This is a genomic window from Arthrobacter sp. 10T419 (assembly GCF_056394105.1).
In genome coordinates this window covers 182,398-206,375 of the sequence record NZ_JBFTHF010000006.1, presented here as the reverse complement: position 1 = coordinate 206,375, position 23,978 = coordinate 182,398, and the positions used below count along the sequence as shown (strand labels likewise).

Annotated in this window: 18 protein-coding genes and 1 riboswitch; of the genes, 6 read left to right on the top strand and 12 right to left on the bottom strand. The window is 68.3% G+C overall.

Going from position 1 to position 23,978, the window contains the following annotated elements; genetic code table 11:
* Nucleotides 1–200: 200 nt before the first annotated feature.
* Nucleotides 201–2,420, top strand: coding sequence for an NADP-dependent isocitrate dehydrogenase (locus tag AC1DBD_RS12205; RefSeq protein WP_476982194.1), 2,220 nt, complete (start codon nt 201–203; stop codon nt 2,418–2,420).
* A 131-nt stretch (nt 2,421–2,551) separates the two neighbouring features.
* On the opposite strand, the gene AC1DBD_RS12200 is transcribed toward AC1DBD_RS12205, so the two are convergent.
* From AC1DBD_RS12200 to AC1DBD_RS12165, 8 genes are all read right to left on the bottom strand, one after another.
* Nucleotides 2,552–3,142 (bottom strand): SRPBCC family protein, encoded by a 591-nt coding sequence (locus tag AC1DBD_RS12200; protein ID WP_476909375.1) that lies wholly within the window; start codon nt 3,140–3,142, stop codon nt 2,552–2,554.
* Between the two features lie 166 nt (nt 3,143–3,308).
* On the bottom strand, nt 3,309–3,830 hold the full coding sequence (locus tag AC1DBD_RS12195; protein WP_476982193.1) for a mucin-associated surface protein: 522 nt from the start codon (nt 3,828–3,830) through the stop codon (nt 3,309–3,311).
* The gene (locus tag AC1DBD_RS12190) at nt 3,827–5,110 is read right to left on the bottom strand and encodes a serine/threonine-protein kinase (protein ID WP_476982207.1); all 1,284 of its coding nucleotides are present in this window, start codon (nt 5,108–5,110) and stop codon (nt 3,827–3,829) included. The genes AC1DBD_RS12195 and AC1DBD_RS12190 overlap by 4 nt, the downstream gene beginning before the upstream one ends.
* A 1,864-nt stretch (nt 5,111–6,974) precedes the next feature.
* Nucleotides 6,975–8,045: a Gfo/Idh/MocA family protein gene (locus tag AC1DBD_RS12185; RefSeq protein ID WP_476982192.1), complete on the bottom strand. Its 1,071-nt coding sequence runs from the start codon at nt 8,043–8,045 to the stop codon at nt 6,975–6,977.
* A gap of 152 nt (nt 8,046–8,197) precedes the next feature.
* Nucleotides 8,198–9,298, bottom strand: coding sequence for a substrate-binding domain-containing protein (locus tag AC1DBD_RS12180; protein WP_441418539.1), 1,101 nt, complete (start codon nt 9,296–9,298; stop codon nt 8,198–8,200).
* Nucleotides 9,299–9,361: 63 nt separating this feature from the next.
* Nucleotides 9,362–10,630, bottom strand: coding sequence for a multiple monosaccharide ABC transporter permease (mmsB, locus tag AC1DBD_RS12175; RefSeq protein ID WP_441418538.1), 1,269 nt, complete (start codon nt 10,628–10,630; stop codon nt 9,362–9,364).
* A 45-nt stretch (nt 10,631–10,675) separates the two neighbouring features.
* Complete coding sequence (gene mmsA / locus AC1DBD_RS12170; RefSeq protein ID WP_175323572.1) at nt 10,676–12,232, bottom strand: multiple monosaccharide ABC transporter ATP-binding protein; 1,557 nt, start codon at nt 12,230–12,232, stop codon at nt 10,676–10,678.
* Nucleotides 12,233–12,362: 130 nt separating this feature from the next.
* On the bottom strand, nt 12,363–13,553 hold the full coding sequence (locus AC1DBD_RS12165) for an ROK family transcriptional regulator (protein ID WP_441418537.1): 1,191 nt from the start codon (nt 13,551–13,553) through the stop codon (nt 12,363–12,365).
* Nucleotides 13,554–13,794: 241 nt separating this feature from the next.
* Here AC1DBD_RS12165 and AC1DBD_RS12160 point away from each other — a divergent pair, with 241 nt between their 5' ends.
* On the top strand, nt 13,795–14,613 hold the full coding sequence (locus tag AC1DBD_RS12160; protein WP_476926124.1) for a nitrilase-related carbon-nitrogen hydrolase: 819 nt from the start codon (nt 13,795–13,797) through the stop codon (nt 14,611–14,613).
* On the opposite strand, the gene AC1DBD_RS12155 is transcribed toward AC1DBD_RS12160, so the two are convergent.
* Complete coding sequence (locus AC1DBD_RS12155) at nt 14,592–16,349, bottom strand: PucR family transcriptional regulator (RefSeq protein ID WP_476982191.1); 1,758 nt, start codon at nt 16,347–16,349, stop codon at nt 14,592–14,594. The genes AC1DBD_RS12160 and AC1DBD_RS12155 overlap by 22 nt on opposite strands.
* Before the next feature lie 160 nt (nt 16,350–16,509).
* Between AC1DBD_RS12155 and AC1DBD_RS12150 the strand changes: the two genes are divergently transcribed.
* Nucleotides 16,510–18,048 carry an amino acid permease gene (locus tag AC1DBD_RS12150; RefSeq protein ID WP_441418535.1) on the top strand — a complete coding sequence of 513 codons (1,539 nt, stop codon included), beginning with the start codon at nt 16,510–16,512 and terminating at the stop codon, nt 18,046–18,048.
* A complete protein-coding gene (locus tag AC1DBD_RS12145) occupies nt 18,045–19,766 on the top strand; it encodes a flavin monoamine oxidase family protein (protein WP_476982190.1) in 1,722 nt (573 codons plus the stop codon). Before AC1DBD_RS12150 ends, AC1DBD_RS12145 begins: the two co-directional genes overlap by 4 nt.
* Nucleotides 19,767–19,842: 76 nt before the next feature.
* Here AC1DBD_RS12145 and AC1DBD_RS12140 read toward each other — a convergent pair whose 3' ends face one another.
* Nucleotides 19,843–20,361 carry a gamma carbonic anhydrase family protein gene (locus AC1DBD_RS12140; RefSeq protein ID WP_441418533.1) on the bottom strand — a complete coding sequence of 173 codons (519 nt, stop codon included), beginning with the start codon at nt 20,359–20,361 and terminating at the stop codon, nt 19,843–19,845.
* A gap of 106 nt (nt 20,362–20,467) precedes the next feature.
* Here AC1DBD_RS12140 and AC1DBD_RS12135 point away from each other — a divergent pair, with 106 nt between their 5' ends.
* A complete protein-coding gene (locus tag AC1DBD_RS12135) occupies nt 20,468–20,956 on the top strand; it encodes a DUF2231 domain-containing protein (RefSeq protein WP_476982189.1) in 489 nt (162 codons plus the stop codon).
* 91 nt (nt 20,957–21,047) lie between these two features.
* Here the strand turns inward: AC1DBD_RS12135 and AC1DBD_RS12130 are convergent, their stop codons facing one another.
* Nucleotides 21,048–21,461, bottom strand: coding sequence for a class I SAM-dependent methyltransferase (locus AC1DBD_RS12130; protein WP_441418531.1), 414 nt, complete (start codon nt 21,459–21,461; stop codon nt 21,048–21,050).
* Between the two features lie 66 nt (nt 21,462–21,527).
* A complete protein-coding gene (gene purU, locus AC1DBD_RS12125) occupies nt 21,528–22,388 on the bottom strand; it encodes a formyltetrahydrofolate deformylase (protein ID WP_476917639.1) in 861 nt (286 codons plus the stop codon).
* A 31-nt stretch (nt 22,389–22,419) separates the two neighbouring features.
* Nucleotides 22,420–22,505: riboswitch (ZMP/ZTP riboswitch) on the top strand.
* A 171-nt stretch (nt 22,506–22,676) separates the two neighbouring features.
* Here purU and glyA point away from each other — a divergent pair.
* Nucleotides 22,677–23,978: a serine hydroxymethyltransferase gene (gene glyA / locus AC1DBD_RS12120; protein ID WP_441418529.1), complete on the top strand. Its 1,302-nt coding sequence runs from the start codon at nt 22,677–22,679 to the stop codon at nt 23,976–23,978.

Below are 23,978 nucleotides of genomic sequence, written 5' to 3'. Positions count from 1 at the left end.
TCAACTTGACGAACATGTAAAGAACTTTGTCAACAACTGTCACAGCAGATTCGCGCAGGGTTAGGCCGGCTGCACGAGTCACGGGGGCGCCGGAGCCCGTCCCGGATAGGCGCCAATGGGGCCACCTCGGGTAAGTTAGAGCCGTTGAGATAACACAAGATTTCCGGATATCCGCAGACTTTCAGGGAGACGCCCGAGCAATGGCCAAGATTATCTATACCCACACCGACGAAGCGCCGATGCTGGCCACCTATTCGTTCTTGCCGATTGTCGAGGCATTCGCGTCGACGGCCGGTGTGGAAGTGGAGACCCGCGACATTTCGCTAGCCGGCCGCATCATCGCCGTCTTCGGCGACTACCTCACCGAAGAGCAGCGCGTCAGCGACGCCCTGGCTGAACTGGGCGCGCTCGCCAAAAAGCCCGAGGCCAACATCATTAAGCTGCCCAACATCAGCGCCTCCGTGCCGCAGCTGAAGGCCGCCATCGCCGAGCTCCAGGGCCAGGGCTACGCCCTGCCGGACTACCCGGACAACCCGGCCTCGGACGAGGAGACGGACATCCGCTCCCGCTACGACAAGATCAAGGGCTCCGCCGTGAACCCGGTCCTGCGCGAAGGCAACTCCGACCGCCGTGCGCCGCTCTCGGTCAAGAACTACGCCCGGAAGAACCCGCACAGCATGGGCGCCTGGACCCCGGAGTCCAAGACCAACGTCGCCCACATGGATGCCGACGACTTCCGCTCTAACGAGAAGTCCGTGGTCATTGAGGCGGATACCAACCTCAAGGTCCAGCTGGTCAAGGAAGACGGCACGGTCAAGGTCCTGAAGCGGGCGTTCCCCGTGCTGGCCGGCGAAGTCATCGACGGCACCGTGATGCGGGCCGCCGCCCTGGACACCTTCCTCGCCGCCCAGGTTGCCCGGGCCAAGGAAGAGGGCGTGCTCTTCTCCGCACACCTGAAGGCCACCATGATGAAGGTCTCCGACCCGATCATCTTCGGCCACGTCGTCAAGGCCTACTTCTCGGACCTCTTTGCCACCTACGGCGATCAGATCGCCGCGGCCGGCCTGAGCCCCAACAATGGCCTCGCCTCCATCCTCAACGGCCTCGAGGACCTCCCGGAAGAGATCCGCGGCGACGTCGAAGCCGCCATCCAGAAGGGCCTCAACGACGGCCCCGAGCTGGCGATGGTCGACTCGGACAAGGGCATCACCAACCTGCACGTTCCCTCCGACGTCATCGTCGATGCCTCGATGCCGGCCATGATCCGCAGCTCCGGCCACATGTGGGGCCGCGATGGCCAGGAGGCCGACACCCTCGCCGTCCTCCCGGACAGCAGCTACGCCGGGATCTACCAGGTCGTCATCGACGACTGCCGCGCCAACGGCGCCTTCGACCCGACCACCATGGGTACGGTCCCGAACGTCGGGCTGATGGCCCAGGCCGCCGAGGAATACGGCAGCCACGACAAGACCTTCGAGATCCAGGTCGCCGGCACCGTCCAGGTGGTCGACGACGCCGGCACCGTCCTGATCGAACACCAGGTTGCCCCCGGTGACATCTGGCGCGCCTGCCAGACCAAGGACGTGCCGATCCGCGACTGGGTCAAGCTCGCCGTCACCCGCGCCCGCGCCTCCGCCACCCCGGCCGTGTTCTGGCTGGACAAGGGCCGCGCGCACGACGCCCGGATGATCGCCAAGGTCGAGGAATACCTCAAGGACCACGACACCGAGGGCCTGCAGCTCGAAATCATGTCCCCGGACGAGGCCACGGCCTTCACCCTGGCCCGACTGCGCAAGGGCGAGGACACGATCTCGGTCACCGGCAACGTGCTCCGCGACTACCTCACGGACCTGTTCCCGATCCTTGAGCTCGGCACCAGCGCCAAGATGCTCTCGATCGTTCCGCTGATCAACGGCGGCGGCCTGTTCGAGACCGGCGCCGGCGGCTCGGCCCCGAAGCACGTCCAGCAGCTGCTCAAGGAAAACCACCTGCGCTGGGACAGCCTGGGCGAGTTCCTTGCCCTCGCCGTGAGCTTCGAGCACCTGGCAACCTCCACGGGCAACGCCCGCGCGCAGGTCCTCGCGGACACCCTGGACCGCGCCACCGGCACGTTCCTGCTGGAGGACAAGTCCCCGAAGCGCAAGGCCGGCGAGCTGGACAACCGCGGCAGCCACTTCTACCTGGCCAAGTTCTGGGCCGACGAGCTGGCACGCCAGAGCGACGACACCGAGCTGGCCGCGGCCTTCGCCGCCGTCTCGGACGCCCTGGCCGCCAACGAGGAAACCATCGTTGGCGAACTGCTTTCGGTCCAGGGATCCCCGGTGGACATCGGCGGCTACTACCGTCCGGACGAAGCCAAGGTCTCCGCCGTGATGCGGCCCTCGGCCAAGTTCAGCGAAGTGCTGTCCCTGCTGGGCTAGCCCGCACAACGCGAACGGCGCACCGGGAGTTCCCGGTGCGCCGTTCGGCGTTTAAGCAACCGGCCGGTCCATGTCCGGCCGACGACGGCGGTGCGTCCCGCCGTCGTCGGACCGTGGCGGCCGGCGAGTGCCTAGCGGTCGGAGATCCTCCGGTCGCCGCCGGCCTCGCTGGCCGGTTCGGTTGCCAGATCCGGGTCCGCGTCCAGCGGCGCTCCGGTCCCCAGCACGTCGTACTCCGGGTCGGTCACCGGCGTCAGCCCGCCCGCTTCCCCGCTGTTGACCCGTTCGCGCCACGCGCCGGTCTCAAAGTCGCGGCCCTCAATGAACTTCTTGAACCGCTGCAGGTCCGCCCCCACCTGCCGGGAGTCCAGCCCGACCGCAGCGCCGATTTTCTCGGCTGCAGTGCCGGGCTCCCAACTGAGTTCGACGTCGACCCGGGTCTCCGCCGGTCCCAGCTCCGCGAAGCGCACGGTGCCGGCGTTTCGGGGGCTGTCCAGGCTTTCCCAGGACACCTGCCGGTCGGGGTCCTGGCTGGTGATCCTGGCGTCGTAGTCGCGCTTGACCCCGCCGATGCTGGTCTGGAAGTGGACGGTGGTGTCATCGAGCTGCTGGACGGCGTCGACGCCGCTCATAAACTGCGGGAAGTCTTCGAACTGGGTCCACTGGTTGTAGGCCTGGCTCAGGGGGACGTTGACGGCGATGGATTCCTGGACTGTTGCCATGCTTGCTTTCACTCCTTCGGCTGGCAGGCTGCGGCCTGCGCGTCGTTGCAAGGGACGGATACAAGGTTGGTACAAGTGCTCGGACAGCGGTTGGGTCAGTCAGGCCGTTTCCGGCCTGACTGACCAAGCTAGCCGGATCCGGCTAATTGTGAAAGTCCGCGCGCCGTCAGTGGCCGCCCTTGCCCTTGCCCTTGGGCTTGCTCTTCACTACGGGGACAGGCGCCACGGGAGCCGGCGCTGCCGCTGCCTGGGCCGCGGCTGCCGCCTTCGCGGCTGCTGCTGCCGCCGCGGCCGTGGCTGCCGCCGCAGCCTTATCGGCTGCTGCCTTCTTGGCCGCCGCCGCATCCCGGGCGGCTTTGTCGGCCGCCGCCTGCTTGGCCGTGAGGTCGGCGCGCACGGCATCGATGGCCGCCTTGATGCTTTGGTGGCGTTTGAAGGACACTTGTCCGTCCGCCGCCGCCGCGTCGAGCCTGGCCGTCAGTTCGTCCAGCAGTTTCAATGCGCCGGCGGAGTCGTTGGTGGCTGCGGCCTCGGTCACTGCCAGGACCTGGGACTGGAGCTGACGTGCAGCCGTGCCGTCCAGCTCGGGCGGAGCGCCGCATCCGGTGAGTGACCCTGCGATCAGGGCAGCGGTGAGCAGCGGACCGGCTATGGCCAGGTTCCACCGCGGTTTGCCAGTGGCATTCATGGTTGCACGCTCTTCTGCAGTTGCTTCAGGTGCTCGCCCAAATCGCCGGAGACGGCCGGATAGGGCACGACGGCGGGCGGCTGGGGGACAGTGAGGGAGACGGCGACGGCGGCTGCCGCTAGGAGCGCCACCAAGGCGAGGACGACGGCGATCCTCGTGCGGAGTCGGGCCCGCCGGAAGCGTGCGAGCGGGCGGGCCAGCACGCCTGCGCGGCGCGCCGGGGCGTCGTCCGGGGTCAGTGCGTGGTGCCGGCGGGTTCCGGGCCTGATGCCCGGGGCGTGGCCGGCCGAGCCCGCCGCTGTGTTTTGGACAGGGTCCTGAGCTGTGTCCTGGACAACGTCCCGAACTCCCGTCGCCGAGCGCGGCGGCCTGGCGGGCGGTGCGGGCAGTACCCTGGTCCGTTCTTCGGCCAGCAGGCCCGGCAAGGAGTCGGGGGAGACCAGGGCCTGGCGCAACGCAGCCTCCAGGTCGGCCGCCGCGGGCCGGTCCAGGGGGTCCAGTGCGGTCATGGCCCGGATCAGCTGGGCCCACTCGGCCGGCACCGCGTCAGGAATAACGGGGGCGCGGTGCAACCGGGCCACTGCCGACTCGACGGCGCTTCCCGGGTACTCCACGGAGCCCTTGATGCACTCCAGCAGGACCAGTCCCAGCGAGTAGATGTCGCTGGCCGGGCCCATGTCGGCGCCGCGGGCCTGCTCCGGACTCAGGTAGGCGGCCGTTCCCACCATCGTTCCGGTGGCGGTGAGCCTGGTCCCGTCGATGATCCTGGCAATGCCAAAATCGGTCAGCTTTGGCCGCAGCGGTTCTCCGGGTCGGACCTGCACCAGCAGGACGTTGGCCGGCTTGATGTCGCGGTGGATGATTCCGAGGGAGTGGACGTAGGCGAGGGCATCCGCGAGTCCCGCGCCGATCACGGCAAGCTCGTCGAAAGGGACCGGGCTGTGCCGGATCCGGCTCCGGAGGTCCTGGCCCTCCACCAGTTCCATGGTCAGGAAGGGCCTGGGCTCGTCCGGGATCCGGGTGTCCGTGCCGGCGTCGAAGAGCGTTACGAGGCTCGGATGGTTCAGTGTGGCCAGGAGTTCGATCTCGGCCTGCTGGCGCTTGAGCTCATCGGCCTCCGCGGATTGCGGGGCGAAGAGCTTGAGCGCGACGTCCCGGCCCAGGTTCTCGTCCCGGGCAGAGTACACGGACGCCATGCCGCCCCGGCCGATCACTTCGCCCAGACGGTAGCGGCCGCTCAGGATCTCGGTCGTGACCTCACTGGGTAAAGCGTCCACGATGTTCCCCGTCTTTCGTCCTGGCGCCGCGGTGGCGTCCCTAAAGAATAATACGGGTGCGGGTATCGGGTTCCGGCACGGGCCGCATCGTTCATCTGTCGTCTGTGGTGGCGGTTTCACCTTTCTCGCGAAGGGAGGGGGTGCCGCCGGAGCCTGCGAGGCCGTTGAATCCCCCAGCGGACCCAACGACTTCGCTCCGGCGGCAATAGACCTGGACGGGAGCGGCCACGCGTTACGGTGGCCGTCCCGCGGGCGGAGCTTGCGCCGGCGTCGGGCGCAGCAGCCGGCGTGGGCATTGCCGCAGGGATGCGCGTTGGGTGGGGGCCGGACCGGACGCGAGGAGCGCTGAGACGGCGCGCCTAGGCGAAGCGTTGGTGCCGGGTATCCGGTCGCGGACGGTGGTGTCCATGGGGAAATCTCCTGAATGACTGGTGGCGGGCGTGCGTGGCAGCCCGAAGGACCGTGCTCTGCGCAGGAAAGTGGCAGAGGACGGCCCTACTAGTCAGGAGAAGATCCGGGATCGGCGGCGACAGCAGGATGGACGTGCTGTAGCGGGCCGCTGATGGGGTCGGTGCCCATTGGTGGGATGAGGAAGAACGCGCTTGGCGTCCACGCAGCAGCGCCGGAAGGCCCGCTGGACGTGGAACCGCTGCCGGACCCCGACCCTGGGGTCGGCGGGAGCGCAGCGGGGGCAGGCAGCCCGGTGTCGCCGCCACGGGGCCGGGGCGCGTCATTGCCGCCCGTGGGCGCCGCGGGTGCACCGTCTCCGGTCGACCGGGGGCCCGCAGGAGTTCGGTTTCCTGCCGCCAAGGCGCCCGGCAGGCTGCCGCGGGCCGGGACGTCCGGCAGGGTCAGGGAGGGAACGTAGCCGTAGCCCGCCGCAGGGTAAACGGCCCGAAGGCCGCGCGGCCGGTCCACAGCCGCCGGGCTTTGCTTCAGCAAAGGATCAGCGCTTGCCGGGGTAACTGCGGCGGTCTTCCGTGGCGGGACAAGCGGTGCAGGGCCGGCCCCGACCTGGCCCGGGACGACCACGGGGACGACTACCGGCACCGGTACCACCGCAGGCGGGGGCGGGGTGGCCGGGGGTACCGTGCCGGGGACGGATCCGCTCACTGGGGGCGCTGGCTCGGGCGCGGACGGGACAGCCGGGAGGTCTCCGGCGCCGGTGTCGGGAGCGGTGACCGGAACAGCCGGGTCCGTGACGGGTGCCGGATCACTGGAAGGGGCGGGGGCGGGCTCTCCGGGCGGGACCGGCGCGGGAGCCGGGGCGGGCTCGGCCGGGGGACTGGCGACCGGCTCACTGACCGGTGGGACGGGGGCCGGAGTCTCGGTAACCTGGGAGGCCGGTTCGGGCTGGGCAACCGGCAACACCGGTTGCGGGACGACAGGAGGCGAGGACTCCGCAAGCGGCACAACGGGTTGCACGACGGCGGGCTCCGCGACAACTGGCGCCGGGACAGCCGGCACAGGTACAGCCGGAGGCGAAACCTGAGCCGGGGTGACGGCAGGCGCAGTCGGGGCTGGAGCCGACGGTGCCGGGCTTACGGGTGCTATCGGGTCATCGGCCTTCGGGAATTGGATCATGGTCACGACGGCCGAACCGGGGGCGGGTGGAACTGCGCTGGAGACCTTGAGTTCGTCGGCGTTGGCCGTGGCGGCGGAGAGCGCCAGCCAGGACAGTCCGGCTCCCAAGGCCAGCAGCCCCCGTCGCAGGAAGCGGCGCGCACGGGGACGGCTGGCTGCAGATTCCATGCGCAACACACCTCCCCGAAATCCATCGACGATTGGCCTACAGAGTAAGTCCGGGGGCCGGGGCGAGTCCATAGTCCACGGCAAACTTGGGCCCGCAAAGCCCGGAAATCCAGGGTCAGCGCACGTCGTTCGGGTAGCTCACTCCCAGCTGGGCGCGGACGCCGTCGAACAGCCGCATCGTGTTGAGGGAGTCCTCCACGGGCATCACCGGACTCTCGGTGAGGCCCTGCTGGATGCATCGGGTGACCTCGCGGAGTTCGTAGCTGTAGCCGCGCCCCACAACGCTGAACTGTTCGGTGCGAGGCTCCTCGAAGCCGACCCGCACGACGAGTTCCGTGGGGTTGTTGACCGAGCCCAGGCTCTGCAGGAACCCCTGGCTCCCGGCCACCGTGGCGGCGCGCGGCCCATGGGCCAGAAGCGAGGAGGTCAGCTGCGCCTGGGCCCCGTGGTGATAGCCCAGAGTCAGCGCGTTTTGGGCGTCCACGCCGTCGTCATTGATCCAGCCGGTGGCACTGACCGTCTGAGGGAAACCCAGCGTGCCCAGCGCCCACAGCAGCGGATAGATGGTGATGTCCAGCAGGGCTCCGCCGCCGTCCCTGGGAGCCCACAGCCGGGAGGTGGGGGAGTAGGGGGCCGGGAAGCCCAGGTCCGCGCCGACCCACTTGACCTCGCCGATCTCACCCGAAGCAGCGATCTCGAAGGCCCGCTGCATGCTGGGCAGGAACCGGCTCCACATTGCTTCCATCAAGAACAGCCCCTTGTCCCGCGCCAGCTCCACCAGCTCGGCCGCCTCCCGGGCGTTGACGGTAAGGGCCTTCTCGCACAGCACATGCTTGCCGGCCCGCAGGGCCGCCAATGCGATTTCGTGGTGGTGGGCGTGCGGCGTGGCGACATAGACGACGTCGACGGCGTCATTGGCCAGCAGCCGGTCGTAGCCGGCCACGCCGTCGTGGTCCCCGTAAGCCCGGGCAAAGCCATAGTCGGCCGCGAACGCGTCGGCCGCTGCCTGGCTGCGCGAGCTCACCGCGTAGAGCTCCGCGTCCGGGAGGAGTTCGAGGTCCCGGGTGACGGCGGCGGCGATCCCGCCGGTGGCGACCACACCCCACCGCAGCCGGGCGCCGGTGGCCGTCCGCGGGTCCTGGTCGGGTTGGTTGGACAGCCACGGCTTCGCGATAGGGGCAGACATGCTGCCATCTTCTCACCCGGTTGCGGGAGGGGCGCGTCTTTGGCGGCGCGAGCTGCGGGAGGGGCGCGGTTTTGGGGTACAAAAAGGCCCCGGCCCTCCCGCGGTGAACTGGTCACTGCGGGAGAACCGGGGCCCGGTTTTAGAGCGTCAGACTACTTGGTGATCGGTCCGAGTACCGGATCGTCGACGTAAGCGGTCTTAACGTTTTCCTTGGTCACGATGACCGGCTCCAGCAGGTAGGCCGGGACGGTCTTGACCTTGTTGTTGTAGGACTTGTCATCGTTGATCTCAGGCGTCTTGCCGGCCTGGATGTCCTTGACCATGGTGATCGCGTGCTCGACGAGCTTGCGGGTGTCCTTGTTGATGGTGGAGTACTGCTCACCGGCCATGATGGACTTCACGGACTCAACTTCGGAGTCCTGCCCGGTGACGACCGGCAACGGCTTGCCTGCGGCCTTGACCGAGGTCAGGATGGCGCGGGCCAGCGTGTCGTTCGGGGACAGCACGCCGTCCACGGAGGCGCTGCCGTAGGTGCCGGCGAGCAGGGTGTCCATACGGCGCTGGGCGTTCTCAGCCTTCCAGCCCTGGGTAACGGCCTGTTCGAAGGTCTTCTGGCCCGACTTGACCACGAGGGTGCCGTCGTCGATCTTCGGCTGGAGCACCTTCATGGCGCCGTCGAAGAAGACCTTCGCGTTGGCGTCATCGGGGGATCCGGCGAACAGTTCGATGTTGTACGGGCCCGAGGGCTTCTTGGCCTTCATGCCGTCCAGCAGGGCCTGGCCCTGCAGCTCGCCAACCTTGAAGTTGTCGTATGCCACGTAGTAGTCCACGTTGGGGGTGTTCAGGAGCAGACGGTCGTACGCGATGATGGTGGCGCCGGCGTCCTTGGCCTGCTTGAGCTGGGTACCCAGCTGGGCGCCGTCGATGGCACCCACGATGATGACCTTGGCACCCTTGGTGACCATGGCGCTGATCTGGTTCTGCTGTTCCGAGACGCCGCCGTTGGCGAACTGCACATCTGCCTTGAAACCGGCACCCTTGAGGCCGTCGTTGAACAGCTTCTCCGCCAGCACCCAGTTTTCACTGGTCTTCTGGGGGAGTGCGACGCCGATCGAGGAGTCCTTGGGGAACGCCTCGGCGCCGCTGCTCGCGCCACCGGACGTTCCGCTGTCGGAACGGCCGCAGGCTGTCAGCGCCAGTGCCGCAATAGCAGCGATCGCTGCTGCCTTTCCTGCTTTACCAATCATTTGCATTGCTTGGTTCACTTTCTATAGATGGTGTTCGGAGAATCAGGGGTATCGGGGCCAAGAAACCGGTCAGGCTTCCTTGGCAATGACCTCTTTGGTGGAGGTGGTTTCGTCGGGCTTGATCTCGTTGCCGCGGCCGAAGTTCTTCATCATCATGCCGATGATCGACCGCTTGCCCTGGGACTTGTTGTAGACGTCGAAGGCGACGGCGATCAGGAGCACGAGGCCCTTGATGATCTGGGTGAGGTCGGCGCCGACGCCGAGCAGCTGCAGGCCGTTGTTCAGCACGGCCATCACGAGGCCACCGACGATCGAGCCGATCACGGTGCCGACGCCGCCGGTGACCGCGGCGCCGCCGATGAAGACGGCAGCGATCGCGTCAAGTTCCCAGCCGACGCCGTCGAACGGGCCCGAGGCGGTGGAGCGGCCGACGAAGATCATGCCGGCGAGGCCGGCCAGGATGGACATGTTCATCATGACCAGGAAGTTGATCTTCTTGGACTGCACGCCGGACAGCTCGGCCGCGTGCCGGTTGCCGCCGACGGCGTAGACGTGGCGGCCCACGATGGTCTTGGAGGAGATGAAGCCATAGACCAGGACCAGTACGGCGAGGATCAGGCCAGGGATCGGGAACGAGGTGCCCGGACGGCCGGTCGCGAACAGGTACGTGGCGTAGAGGATGGCGCCGCAGATCAGGACGAGTTTGGTGACTGTCACCCAGGCTTCGGGTACCTCGGCGCCCAGGGCCTTGGCCTTCCGGCGGGAGCGGATCTCGCTGACGATGACGAACGCCACACCGGCCAGCCCCAGCAGCAGGGTCAGGTTGTTGTACCCGGTGACCGGCCCGAATTCAGGCAGGTAGCCGGAACCGATGTACTGGAAGTCGGCGGGGACGGGGATGGTGTTGGACTTGCCGACGAACTGGTTGAAGCCGCGGAAGAGCAGCATGCCGGCCAGGGTGACGATGAAGGCCGGGATGCCGACATAGGCGGTCCAGAAGCCCTGCCAGGCGCCGATCAGGACGCCGAGCAGCAAGCCGAACAGGATGCCGAGGTACCACGGGATGCCCCAGTCCTGGATCATCAGGGCGACGCTGACGCCGACGAATGCCGCGACCGACCCTACGGAGAGGTCGATGTGGCCGGCGATGATCACCAGCACCATGCCGATCGCGAGGATCAGGATGTAGGAGTTGCCGTTGAAGAGGTTGATCACGTTGCCCGGGGTGAGGGTGTTGCCCCCGGTGGCGATCTGGAAGAAGACGATCAGTGCAACCAGGGCGAAGATCATGCCGAATTGGCGGGTATTGCCGCCAAAGAGCTTCTTGAGCGCGTTCATTTTGTCAGTCCTTGTTGTCCGGAATGTTCTGGATGGTCCAGAGGGTCAGGCAGTCTTGCGGGCGGAAGTCATGAGTTTCATGAGGCTTTCCTGGCTGGCTTCCTCTTTGTTCAGCACGCCGGTGATGGCGCCTTCGAAGATGGTGTAGATGCGGTCGGAGAGCCCCAACAGTTCAGGAAGCTCCGAGGAGATCACGATGACGCCCTTGCCCTGGTTGGCCAGTTGCTGGATGATCCCGTAAATCTCGTACTTGGCGCCGACGTCGATCCCTCGGGTCGGCTCGTCCAGGATCAGCAGGTCCGGGTCGGTGAACATCCACTTCGCCAGCACCACCTTCTGCTGGTTGCCGCCGGACAACTTGGCGACGCCTTCCTCCACGGACGGCGTCTTGGTGCGCAGCGACTTGCGGTACTGCTCGGCGACGGTGAATTCCTTGTCGGCGTCGACGACGTTGTGCTTGCTGATCTTCTTCAACGCCGCCGAAACCGTGGTGGCCTTGATGTCGTCCAGCAGGTTCAGCCCGAGGGACTTGCGGTCCTCCGTGACGTAGCCGAGGCCCGCGTCGATCGCCTGCTTGACGGTCTTGAGGTGCAGTTCCTTGCCGTCCTTGTAGACCTGGCCGGAGATGAAGCGGCCGTAGGAGCGGCCGAAGAGGGAGCGGGCGAGTTCGGTGCGCCCGGCGCCCATCAGGCCGGCGAAGCCGACGATCTCGCCGCGGCGCACGAAGAAGTTGGAGTTCTTGCAGACCAGGCGGTCCTGGATCTGCGGGTGCCCCACGTTCCAGTTCTTGACCTCGAAGAACGTCTCGCCGATCTTGGGTTCGTGCTCCGGGAACCGGGATTCCAGGGTCCGGCCCACCATGCCCTTGATGATGCGGTCCTCGTCGACGCCGTCAGCCTTGACGTCGAGGGTCTCGATCGACTTGCCGTCGCGGATGATCGTGATGGAGTCGGCGATCTGCTCGATCTCGTTGAGCTTGTGCGAAATGATGATCGAGGTGATGCCCCGGCCCTTCAGGCCCAGGATCAGATCCAGCAGGTGCTGGGAGTCCGATTCGTTGAGGGCCGCGGTGGGCTCGTCGAGGATGAGGAGCTTGACCTTCTTGTTCAGCGCCTTGGCGATCTCCACCAGCTGCTGCTTGCCGACGCCGATTTCCTTGACCGGGGTGTCCGGGTCCTCGCGGAGCCCGACCCGGGCGAGCAGTTCGGTGGAGCGGATCCGTGCCTCGGCCCAGTCGATCACCCCGCGCCTGGTCGGCTCGTTGCCCAGGAAGATGTTCTCCATGATGGACAGCTCCGGGATGAGGGCAAGTTCCTGGTGGATGATCACGATGCCGGCGTGCTCGCTGGCCCGGATGTCCTTGAACTGCTGGACTTCGCTCTGGTAGACGATGTCGCCGGTGTAGCTGCCGTAGGGGTAAACGCCCGAGAGCACCTTCATGAGGGTGGATTTTCCGGCGCCGTTTTCGCCGCAGATGGCGTGGATTTCGCCGGCCTTCACCCGCAGGTTCACCTCGGCCAATGCTTTAACGCCGGGGAACTCTTTGGTGATGGAGCGCATCTCGAGAATTATCGGATCGCTGTGCGTGTTGAGGGACGTCATCTGCCCTTACGCCTCCAATGCATGACTTCGTTGTCCGCCCCTGCAAACCGCAGGGCCGTCTGATGGAAAAGTAAACTGGATCACGCCGTTGTCGTCAAGTCTTTAACGCAACGGCTAGGTAACGGCTGCTTTAGTTTCGCCGTATTCCGGCATGTTGGAAGACCAGCGCGGTGGCGCCAAGGGCCTCGGCACGGTCGCCAAGCGAGGACATCGTCAGGGTGGTGGTTTCGCCGATGACGGGGACCGCGTGGCGCACCAGGCCGCGCCGGATCGGGTCCAGCAGCAGCTCGCCGAGCCCCGCCAGCGGGCCTCCCACCACGATCACCTCCGGGTTGATGAGGTTCGCGACGTTGCCCAGCGCGCGGCCGACGGCGAGCCCGGCGTCGTCCACCACCCGGAGCGTTGCCGAGTCCCGGGCGCGCGCCTTGCGCACGATGTCCTCCGGGGTCAGCGGTGCGTCCTCGCCCCGGCCCAGCAGCTCGATCATGGTGGTGGTGGAGGCGATGGTTTCCAGGCAGCCGCGGTTCCCGCAGCGGCAGACGAGGCCGTGCTCGTGGATGGTGGCATGGCCGATTTCGCCGGTGATCCCGACGTTCCCGTAGTACGGCATTCCGTTCAGGATCAGCCCGGCGCCGATGCCCGAGCCGATCTTCAGGAAGAGCAGGTTGCTGATGCCGGTGTGCGGGCCCCACGTCACCTCGGAGAGCGCGCCCAGATTCGCGTCGTTGTCGACGAATACCGGCAGATCCAGCGCTTCCTCAAGGCGTTTGAGGATGTTGATGCCCACCCACTCGGGCAGGATGGCGCCCTGCGCCACGGTGCCGGTACGGCGGTCGATAGGGCCCGGGATGCCGACGCCGGCCCCCACCAGGGCGCTGCGTTCCACGCCGCTATTGGCCAGCAGCCGGTCGAGCACCCCGACGGCGGCGGTGATGCCCTCCTCGGCGTGGTGGCCCAGCGGCAACAGGACCGATTCCTCCGCCACCACGTGGTAGCTGAGCGAGGCCAGGACCACCCGCAGGTGGCGGCGGCCGAAGTCGATGCCGACTGCGACGGCACCGTTGCTGTTGAGCCGGACGTTCAGGGCGCGGCGCCCGGAGCTGGTGATCGGTTCGGTGGACGCCAGCCCCGCGTCCTGCATGATCTTGACGATGTTGGAGACCGTGGCGGTGGAGAGTCCGGTCTGCCGGGCCAGTTCCGCCTGGGTGGAAGGGCCGGCCAGCAGGCATTCAATGATCCGCTGCTGGTTCAGATGTCGAAGCGCGGACTGCGACCCGGGGTTTTTAGTGCGGCTCCTCGTTGAGCGCGTTGGTGAGGGCATGCAATGAAGAGTGCCGCATCCGGGGCTTGTAGTCAAGAAGTTAACGCATGGAGTGCGGCGCTACGGGATTCCGGCGGCGCCGCGGGGTGCCACCCGGCCTGCGCCCCGCCGCAGGGACGTTCCGCCCTGACCGCCCTCCGACCGGGCGGATTTGCACCAGCCCGGCCTTACCGGGCCGAGGCTAGGCTGGAATAGAGTCCGCGGCAGGCCTGCGGAAAGTCCGGAGAATCTCGAGGTGGTAATGGTGCTGCTGGCCCTGATGCAAGCGAACTCGGCCGTGCTCGACGTGGCGGCGAACGTGGCGGCGGTCGAGGAGGCTGCGCGTGCAGCATCCGCCGAGGGCGCGCAGCTGCTGCTGACGCCGGAACTCTTTCCGGTCGGGTACGCGCCGATCCGGCTGCGTGCGGCCTTTGATCCCGCCACGCTGCCGGCGCTCCGCGCGGCCCTGGCCGGGGTGGCCCGGCGGCACCGGATCGCGCTGGTGTACAGCCTGCCCGCGGTGACGCCGGCAGGGGAGTGGCGGATCTCCGCCACCTTGGTGGATGAATCCGGCGAGGAGTTGCTCCGCTACGAAAAGGTGCACTTGTTCGGCCCCGATGAACGGGAAGCGTTTGCTGCCGCCAGCGAGGCCCCGGATGTCGTGGAGTTCCACGGGTTCAAGACCTCGCTGGTCATTTGCTACGACATCGAGTTTCCCGAGTCCGCCCGGGCCGCCGCCCTGCGCGGCGCTGAACTGCTGCTGGTGCCCACGGCCCTCGCCGGCGGATTCGACGCCGTGCCGGAGGTGCTGGTCCGGGCCCGGGCGCTGGAGAACCAGCTGACCGTGGCCTACGCCAACCACACCGGCGTGGAGGCGGGCTGCGAGTTCCGGGGCGGCAGCATCGTCGCCGGCCCGGACGGTTCCGTCCTGGCCGCGGCCGGACCCGGCGTGGAGCTGCTGTTCGCCGACGTCGGTGTGCCGGCGGACGCCGCCGAGGACGCCGCGGAGCACGGTGCCGACGCCGCGGTGGCCTATCTGCGCGATCGCCGCCCGGAGCTCTACCGCGCCTGGGGGATCTGAGCGGCGGACGTCCGTCCGGCGGACGTTGAGGCTGCCGGGGAGTCGGTAGCGGCGGCCGCGAAGACAGCCGGGACGGTGGCGCCGGCGCCGGCGTCGGCCAGCTCCGGGCCGCCCAGGTACTGCAGCGCGACCCAGAGCTCCGCGCGGGCTTGGGCCTGGTTGAGATCCAGGCCCAGCAGGTCAGCGATGACGCCGAGCTGCCGGCGGACGCTGTTACGGTGCAGTCCCGTGGCCTTCGCGGTGGCGTCCCAGCTGCCGTTCTCGCCAAGCCACGCGCGCAGGATGCCAAGCAGGCTGTCGCGGCGCTCCGGTTCGAGGGCGAGTACGGGTGCCAGCAGGCGCCCGGCCAGCAGGGTGCCGGCCTCGGGGCCGAGCAGGCCCGTCACGGACCAGGTGACGTCGTCCTCCCGCACGCTCCGGCGGCCGGTGAGGACCTGGTTTCGCAGCGAGGAGGCGCGCTGGTGGGCGCCGGCCAGGCCCTCGAAGTCGGTGCCCCCGCCGATCACCAGGCGCCAGCCGAGACGTTCCACCTCGGCGAGCAGCGCGTCGTCGACCCTGAGCCGGGTAATGGCGGCAAAGCCGTAGTCGGTGAGCTCCACGAGTTTGGTGTCGAAGAGCCGGCGCCATTCGAGCAGCTCCCGCACCGGGGCTTCGCCTGTGCGGCGCGGACCGTCCGCCGGCCGGGTGCCCCCGGCGGCGGCGCCGACCCGGACTCCCTGGACGACGCGCAAATGCCCGGACCGGGTGGAGGAAATGCTCTGCGCCAGCAGGTCCTTCAAGCCGGTGACGTGCCGTGCCGTTCCGGAGGCCACGGTCTCCGGATGCAACAGCAACGCCGTGGCCAGCTGGCTCGGGGCCAGGGAACCGCTTGTGCGCTGGCGGACCAGCAGTTCCAGCAGCCCGACGGCGGTGGAGACGACACTGTTCTGGGCCGGGGTCAGCGGTGCGTCCGTGCCGAGGACAAGCGCGCCGAGGGTGGCGTCCCGGGTGCTGCGCAACGGATACCCGAAGACAAGCGAGGAGCCTGCGGCGTCGAATGAATCCATTTCCACCCGGGGACCGCTGCCGGCGAGCAGCCGGGTCAGCAACGGCTGCAAAGCGGCGGAATCGACTCCCGCTGCGGCGCCGGCGCCGGCCTGGAGCCCGGCGGAACCGGCCGCGCCGCGGGCCCGGACTCGTCCGTCCGCGCCGAACAACACGGCCCAGACCGGGACGCGCTGCACGAGGGCCGCGAGGAGTTCATGTTCGGGACGCGCAGACAGGACCGCGCGCATCAGTTGCCGGTTGGTGTCGGCCAGTTGGCGGAAAGTCTTGGCGTTGTCGGATTCGAGGAGCCGGGAGAATTCGAGTCCCAGGGCGGCGAAGGGGAGGCTGCCCGGGATGGACACCAGGGTCAGCCCGTGCCGCCGGCAGGCCGCGACCACAGCGTCCGGCACGGCCTCGAAATAAGGTTCCAGGCCGAAGCCGAGCGCCCCGACCCGGGCCCGGACCAGGCGCTGCACGTAGGCATCCACCGCCGCCTCGCTGCCGCCGACGCCCTCGAAGGGAAGGCCGGCGGTAAGCAGGAACTCGCCGTCGAGCAGGTAGGGGGTCGGGTCGGCCAGCTCGCTCGGCTCGACCCAGCGTAAGCGCTCGTCCCCGTTGCCGGCGTCGTGCAGGACCTCCAGCGCCGGGAGCTGGCGCAGGAACTGCGCCAGCGTGACGAAGCCGAAGCGCTCGGCGTCCTCAGCAGCCACGGCCGGGGCCTTTCCGGCGGCGGCCCGGCGCGCCGTGTCCCGGTGCAATATGTCTCATGACTGAAGACTATAGGTCATTTTGCACAACGGTGAGAGGTGGCTCACAGCCCTAGGGTTGGTCTGGGGAAACCGACCACTACTGAAGATAAGGACGTCAACGATGACTGTGCCAACTCTGCTCGGGGAACGCCCACCGGCCGCCGCCAGCCGCCCCGGGCTCGCCGCCCAGCTCCTGCGCCGCAAGCCGATCGGACAACTGGTCCGCGAGGCCGAAACCGGGCACGGCGGCACGCGGCTGGTCCGCAGCTTCGGTGTGTTGCAGCTGACCATGATCAGCGTCGGCGCCACGCTCGGCACGGGCATCCTGGTGATCCTGGGCGAATCGGTCCCGCTGGCCGGCCCGGCCATCTGGATCTCCTTTGCCATCGCCGGCTTGGCGGCCTTGCTCTCGGCCGTGTCGTACGCGGAGATGGCCGGCCTGGTGCCCGCCGCCGGGTCAAGCTACTCCTACACGTACGCCACGATGGGCGAGGGCATGGCCTGGATCTGCGGCTGGTGCCTGGTGCTCGAATACGCTGTCTCCGTGGCCGCCGTCGCGGTCGGTGCGGGCCAGTACGTCAACGAGGCCCTGGCTGTCTTCGGCCTGACGCTTCCGGACACTGTTTCGCAGCCGCCGGGAGCAGGCGGCGTGCTGAACCTGCCCGCGATCGTCATAGTCGTCCTGGCCATGGTGCTCCTGGTCCGCGGCGCCAAGGAAAGCGCCTGGATCAACACCGCGATCGTCCTGGTCAAGGTCGGCATCCTGCTGTTCTTCTGCGCCGTGGCCTTCACCGCCTTCAACGGCGGGCACTTCGAACCCCTGATGCCAATGGGCGCCGCCGGAGTGTCGGCCGCTGCCTCCCGGGTCTTCTTCTCCTACATCGGCTTCGACGCCGCCTCCACGGCCGGCGAGGAGGCCCGCGATCCCAAGCGCGACCTTCCGCGGGCCATCCTGCTCTCCATGCTGATCGTCACCAGCATCTACGTGCTGGTGGCCGTCGCCGCGATCGGCGCCCGGCCCTGGGGCTGGTTCGACGGCACCGAAGCGGCGCTCGTGAAAATCCTGGAGGAAATCACCGGCCAGCCGTGGGTCGGTGTGCTGTTCGCCGTCGGCGCCGTGCTCGCCATCGCCAGCATCGTGCTGACCGTCCTCTACGGACAGACCCGGATCCTGCTGTCCATGTCCCGCGACGGCCTCGTTCCCAAGGTCTTCGGCCGGGTCTCGGCCCGGACCGGCACCCCGGTTGCCGGAACCCTGATCGTGGGCACCGCCGTCGCGCTGACCGCCGGCCTGGTACCGCTCGGCGCCCTCGCGGACGCCACCAGCATCGGCACCCTCTTCGCGTTCGCGCTGGTCAACGTGGCCGTCATCCACCTGCGGCGCAGCCGGCCGGAACTCACCCGCAGTTTCCGCGTCCCGCTCTTTCCGCTGACACCGGTCCTCGGCGCCATCATGTGCGCCTACCTGATGGCCAACCTCGGTGCCGAGACCTGGGCGGTCTTCGCTGCCTGGATGCTCGTGGGCCTTGCCGCCTACTTCGGCTACGGCCGGAAGAATTCCAGGGTGGCAGCCCTGAGCCACGAGGAATACCGTGAACTATCCGGCCGCCAACCCGCAAACACCACCCCAACCCAGGAAGTGAAGGCAGAGATCTCATGACCACCGCCACCGAACTGCCGCCCGGTCCGGCTTCCACCCCGGCTCATGTCCCGGCCGGGGACGGAACGCCCGCGGCGCCCATCACCATGCTGAATCCGGATTTCCCGTTCAGCTACGACCACTACCTGGCCCACCCGGACGGCTTGGGATCCGTGCCGCCCGAACTGTATGGGACCGAAGTCGCCGTCGTCGGGGCCGGCCTGTCCGGGTTGGTGACCGCCTACGAGCTGATGAAGCTGGGCCTGCGGCCGGTGGTCTATGAGGCCGACCGGATCGGCGGCCGGCTGAGGACCGCCAGTTTCCCGTCCGCCCCCGGCGTCGTGGCGGACCTCGGCGGCATGCGTTTCCCGGTCTCGGGCAAGGCTTTCTACCACTACGTCGACCTCCTCGGCCTGCAGACCCAGGAATTCCCGAATCCGCTGGCGCCGGCGACCTCCAGCACCGTGATCGAGCTCGCAGGCCAGAAGTACTACGCCGAGACCGCCGCGGACCTGCCGCCGTTCTTCCTTGAGGTGGCGGACGCCTGGAAGGCGGCCGTGAACGACGGCGCCGCGTTCGTCGAGATGCAGGAGGCCATCCGGGCCCGGGACACGGCCCGGATCAAGGAGCTGTGGAACGCGCTGCTCCCCGAACTGGACGAGCAGACGTTCTACGGCTTCATCGCCGGCAGCGACGCTTTCAAGCAGGCCGGCTTCGCCCACCGCGAGGCGTTCGGCCAGGTGGGCTTCGGTACCGGCGGCTGGGACACCGACTTCCCCAACTCCATCCTCGAAATCCTTCGGGTGGTCTACACCGACGCCGATGACCAGCACCGGCTCATCGCCGGCGGCGCGCAGCGGCTCCCCGAGGCGCTGTGGGAGCACGCGCCGTCGGGCATGGCCCACTGGCCGGACGGCACCTCCCTGGCTTCCCTGCACGCCGGCGCCCCGCGGGGCGCCGTGGACCGCATCGCGCGGGACGGCGACGGGGACTTCCGGGTCCGGGAACGCTGGGGACGCGAGGCGGCGTACCCGGCTGTGGTGACCACGTGCCAGTCGTGGCTGCTGTCGACGCGCATCCACACGGACGAGTCCCTGTTTCCGGCGCAGCTGTGGACCGCGATCGAGCGCTCGCACTACATGCAGTCCTCCAAGACCTTCGTCATGGTCGACCGGCCGTTCTGGAAGGACATCGACGCCGAGAGCGGCCGTGAGGTCCTGTCCATGACGCTGACCGACCGGCTGAACCGGGCCACGTACCTGCTGGACAACGGCCCGGACCAGCCGGCCGTGATCCTGCTGTCCTACACCTGGAACGACGACGCGCTGAAGTGGCTGGCACTCGATGCCGAAGAACGCGTGAAGCTCATGCTGCACTCGCTCGAGCAGATCTACCCGGGCGTCGACATTGCCAGCCACATCGTTGGCCAGCCGATCACGGTCTCATGGGAGGCCGACCCCAACTTCATGGGCGCGTTCAAAGCCAACCTGCCGGGGCACTACCGCTACCAGCAGCGGCTCTTCACCCACTTCAAGCAGGATGACCTGGCCGCCGAGCAGCGCGGCATCTTCCTCGCCGGCGACGACATTTCCTTCACCGCCGGCTGGGCGGAGGGTGCCGTCACCACCGGTTTGAACGCGGTCTGGGGCGTGGTCAACCATCTCGGCGGCCGGAGCGCCCCGGGGAACCCGGGACCGGGAGAGCTGCTCTCCGAACTGGGCCCGATCGCCCTGGACTGAACGGACTGGACGGAGTGGGTCCGGACTGAACGGACTGAACGGCCCGGGTCCAGCCCCCGCGCTGGCACCCGGGCGGTCAGGCGTGCAGTTCGCGGTGGGCGCGGGCGAGCTCCTGGTAGTGGGCGGCGTTGTGCTTGACGCCCTCGAACTCCTCATCGCTCAGTTCGCGGCGGACCTTCGCCGGCACCCCTGCGACGAGTGACCGGGGCGGCACCACGGTGCCTTCCAGGACCACCGCGCCGGCGGCCACGAGCGAGCCGGCGCCGATCACCGCGCCGTTCAGGATGGTGGCGCTCATGCCGATCAGGCAGTCGTCCTCGACCGTGCAGCCGTGCACCACGGCGCTGTGGCCGACACTGACCCGGGCGCCAATGGTGCAGGGGAAGTCCGGGTCCGCGTGCAGCACGACGTTGTCCTGCAGGTTGGTGCCGGCACCCACGGTGATCGCGGCGGTGTCGGCCCGGACCGAGACGCCGTAGAAGGCGCTGGAGTTCTCTGCCAGCGTGGCCCTGCCAATCACCGAGGCGCTCGGGGCAACGAAGGCGGATTCGTGGACGGCCGGGGTGTCACCGGCGAAAGCGTAAACGGGACTCATGCCTCCAGCCTAGGACACCGGCCTCTTGCGGGCAGGGCGGCGCTGAGTAGTATCGGGGCCATTCCAAAGCACACCCCTGGAGGTGGCCGAGATGTTCCTGCAGTTGATGAAACGTTTGGAAGGCGCCGATGTGCTCGACCCGGCCGTCCGGGCCGCGGAGCCGCTGGCCTCCCGCCTGATCGCCGACGCCCGGCTCCGGCGCTTCTTCCGCGGCGACGCCACCGGCATCCCGCCGCACGTGATCCTCACCGATTTACCCTTCGGGGCGTGGTTCATGGCGATCTTCCTGGACCTCTTTCCGGACGAGGGCAGCCGACGCGCCGCCCGCCGGCTGGTGGGCCTCGGCCTCCTCGCAGCGGCGCCGACCGGACTCAGCGGCTGGGCGGAATGGGCGCGGGCCGACCCAGCCACGCGGCGCGTCGGCGTCGTCCATGCCGCCTCCAACCTCGCTGCGACGCTGCTCTTCCTGGCGTCTTGGCGCGCGCGGCGCAAGGACCGCCACCGGCTGGGCGTGCGCCTGGCACGGGTGGGCGCCGTCCTGCTGGTTGCGGGCGGCTTCCTGGGCGGCTACATGCGCAGCGTCCGACGCCCCTGACAGACAGACGCTCCCGCGGATCCGGCGGAAATCGGCGGAACGCTCCCGCCACACGTGCGGGAGCGTGTGCTGGAGACGCCGGGGGCGCTGCTCAGGCGGGGGAGCGGAGGACCGTGAAGCCGCGTCCGAGGCCGGGGTGCCCGGGTTCGGGCACGACGACGGCGACCGGCGCCCCGGGTTCCGCCACCCGCCGCAGCTCACGGACGACGTCGTCCCACTCCGACGGCGGCGATCCCGCCAGCGCGTCCACCGCCCAGACGGCGGGGAAGGCTGCATCGGCAAAGGGCAGCGCACGGCCGGTCGCGACGGAGGCGGAGAGCCCCCTGGCCCGGGCGGCATGGATGTTCTCCTCGGAGGCGTCCACGCCGGTGAAGTGGATCCCGGCGCGGACAAAGAGCAGCCCGTCCGCGCCGGAGCCGCAGTCCAGGCCCAGCACGCCCCGCCGGCCCTCGGCCTTGAGGAGGGCGAGAAAACCGGAGAGATTGTCCTGCCGCGTTGATGCCATGGCTCCAGTTAAGGGCGGAGCCGGAGTGAAGACAAGCCCTGGCTGAACGCCCTTAGCTGGACGGCCCTAGCTGAAAACAACGGTTCGGTTGCCGTCCAGCAGCACCCGGTGCTCGGCGTGCCACTGGACGGCCTGGGCGAGCGTGCGGCCCTCGACGTCGCGGCCCATCTGGACAAACTGCTCGGCGGTGCGCCGGTGGTCCACCCGGATGACTTCCTGCTCGATGATCGGCCCCTCGTCCAGGGCTGCGGTGACGTAGTGGGCTGTGGCGCCAATAAGCTTCACGCCGCGGGCATGGGCCTGGTGGTACGGCTTGGCGCCCTTGAAGGAGGGCAGGAAGGAATGGTGGATGTTGATGGCCTTGCCGGTGAGCTCCGTGCACAGCTCGTCGGAGAGGATCTGCATGTACCGGGCCAGCACCGTGAGCTCGATGTCGTGCTCGGCCATGAGCTTGCGCAGCGCGTCCTCGGCCTCGACCTTGGTGTCCCGGGTGACGGGGATGTGGTGGAACGGGATGCCGTAGAACTCGGCCAGGCCCGCGAGATCCCGGTGGTTTGAGACGATAGCCGGGATCTCGATCGGCAGGGTGCCGGAACGCTGCAGGAACAGCAGGTCATTGAGGCAGTGCGCCGAGGTGCTCGCCATCAGCAGGGTGCGGACCTTCCGTCCGGCCGGGTTGAGGCTCCATTGCATGCCGAAGGCCTGGGCCACCGGTTCAAGCGCGGCGTGCAGCTCGGCCGGCGCGGCCGCCGTCGTCGCCTCGACCCGCATGAAGAACGTTCCGGTGCCCTGGCTGCCGTACTGCTGCGAGTCCGTAATATTGCAGCCGGCCACGAGGAGGGCGCCGGCCACGGCGTGCACGATCCCGGGGCGGTCCGGGCAGGAGAGGGTCAGAACGTAGGAGGCAGTCAGCTGGTCTTCAGTCACGAAAGACAGCCTACCCGCGGCTGGGATAGTCTGGAGCCGTCGCAACTGGCGTTGGGTGGCTAACCACCAGGGAGCGGCACGCACGCAGACCACGGATCGTACGCCTGGGCCGAGGGTCATGTTTTTCCGGACGGCAGCCACGCTGCCGTCCCGCCGACGGCATCCCCTCAGGGTGCTGCGCCTGCAGTATGGGCCCCGTTTCGGGTGCCCGTAATTTAGCGGCGCCGCGGCGGGCCAGCCGGTAACCTGACCTTAAAGCAGTGACCGTTGCCAAGCCAGGAGTTCTTCGTGACTACTTCCCTTAGCCTTTCCTCAGCAGCCGTGAGCAACCAGCCGCTCGCTGAACTCGACCCCGAAATTGCCGCCGTCCTGGCCCAGGAGCTCGGCCGCCAGCGCGGCACCCTGGAAATGATCGCCTCCGAGAACTTCGCGCCGCGCGCCGTGATGGAGGCACAGGGTTCCGTCCTGACCAACAAGTACGCCGAGGGCTACCCGGGACGCCGCTACTACGGCGGCTGCGAGTACGTCGACATCGCCGAGCAGCTCGCGATCGACCGCGTCAAGGAGCTTTTTGGCGCCGAGTTCGCCAACGTCCAGCCGCACTCCGGTGCGCAGGCCAACGCCGCAGCGCTGTCCGCCATGATCACCCCGGGAGATAAGATCCTGGGCCTCTCGCTGGCCCACGGCGGCCACCTCACCCACGGAATGAAGCTGAACTTCTCCGGCAAGCTGTACGAGGTCGCCGCCTACCAGGTCGAGGAAGACAACTTCCGGATCGACATGGACAAGCTCCGCGCGCAGGCCATCGCCGAGAAGCCCAAGGTCATTATCGCCGGCTGGTCGGCCTACCCCCGCCACCTCGACTTCGCGGCCTTCCGCTCGATCGCCGACGAGGTCGGCGCGCTGCTCTGGACCGACATGGCGCACTTCGCCGGCCTGGTGGCCGCGGGACTGCACCCGAGCCCGGTCCCGCACTCCGACGTCGTCACCTCCACCGTGCACAAGACCCTCGCCGGTCCCCGCTCCGGCGTGATCCTGGCCAAGCAGGAGTGGGCGAAGAAGATCAACTCCAACGTCTTCCCGGGCCAGCAGGGCGGACCGCTGATGCACGTCATCGCCGCGAAGGCCGTCGCCTTCAAGATCGCCGGCACGGAAGAATTCAAGGAGCGCCAGGAGCGTGTGCTGGAGGGCGCCCGGATCATCGCCGACCGCCTGAACCAGTCCGATCTCTCCGACGCCGGAGTCTCCGTGCTGACCGGCGGCACCGACGTGCACCTGGTCCTCGTGGACCTGCGCAACTCCCAGCTGGACGGACAGCAGGCTGAGGACCTCCTGCACTCGGTCGGCATCACGGTCAACCGAAACGCCGTTCCCTTCGACCCGCGCCCGCCGATGGTCACCTCGGGCCTGCGCATCGGCACTCCGGCCCTGGCCACCCGAGGCTTCGGCGCCAAGGAATTCACCGAGGTCGCGGAGATCATCGCCACCGCGCTCAAGGCGGGTTCCGCGACCGACGTCGAAGCGCTCCAAACCCGCGTGGACAAGCTTGCCGAGGACTTCCCGCTGTACCCGCAGCACGAGCAGTGGTGA

Coding starts and splice junctions, on each gene's coding strand:
- AC1DBD_RS12205 (WP_476982194.1), top strand. CDS start 201: ATGGCCAAGATTATCTATACCCACACCGACGAAGCGCCGATGCTGGCC.
- AC1DBD_RS12200 (WP_476909375.1), bottom strand. CDS start 3,142: ATGGCAACAGTCCAGGAATCCATCGCCGTCAACGTCCCCCTGAGCCAG.
- AC1DBD_RS12195 (WP_476982193.1), bottom strand. CDS start 3,830: ATGAATGCCACTGGCAAACCGCGGTGGAACCTGGCCATAGCCGGTCCG.
- AC1DBD_RS12185 (WP_476982192.1), bottom strand. CDS start 8,045: ATGTCTGCCCCTATCGCGAAGCCGTGGCTGTCCAACCAACCCGACCAG.
- AC1DBD_RS12180 (WP_441418539.1), bottom strand. CDS start 9,298: ATGCAAATGATTGGTAAAGCAGGAAAGGCAGCAGCGATCGCTGCTATT.
- mmsB (WP_441418538.1), bottom strand. CDS start 10,630: ATGAACGCGCTCAAGAAGCTCTTTGGCGGCAATACCCGCCAATTCGGC.
- mmsA (WP_175323572.1), bottom strand. CDS start 12,232: ATGACGTCCCTCAACACGCACAGCGATCCGATAATTCTCGAGATGCGC.
- AC1DBD_RS12165 (WP_441418537.1), bottom strand. CDS start 13,553: ATGCCCTCACCAACGCGCTCAACGAGGAGCCGCACTAAAAACCCCGGG.
- AC1DBD_RS12160 (WP_476926124.1), top strand. CDS start 13,795: ATGGTGCTGCTGGCCCTGATGCAAGCGAACTCGGCCGTGCTCGACGTG.
- AC1DBD_RS12150 (WP_441418535.1), top strand. CDS start 16,510: ATGACTGTGCCAACTCTGCTCGGGGAACGCCCACCGGCCGCCGCCAGC.
- AC1DBD_RS12145 (WP_476982190.1), top strand. CDS start 18,045: ATGACCACCGCCACCGAACTGCCGCCCGGTCCGGCTTCCACCCCGGCT.
- AC1DBD_RS12140 (WP_441418533.1), bottom strand. CDS start 20,361: ATGAGTCCCGTTTACGCTTTCGCCGGTGACACCCCGGCCGTCCACGAA.
- AC1DBD_RS12135 (WP_476982189.1), top strand. CDS start 20,468: ATGAAACGTTTGGAAGGCGCCGATGTGCTCGACCCGGCCGTCCGGGCC.
- AC1DBD_RS12130 (WP_441418531.1), bottom strand. CDS start 21,461: ATGGCATCAACGCGGCAGGACAATCTCTCCGGTTTTCTCGCCCTCCTC.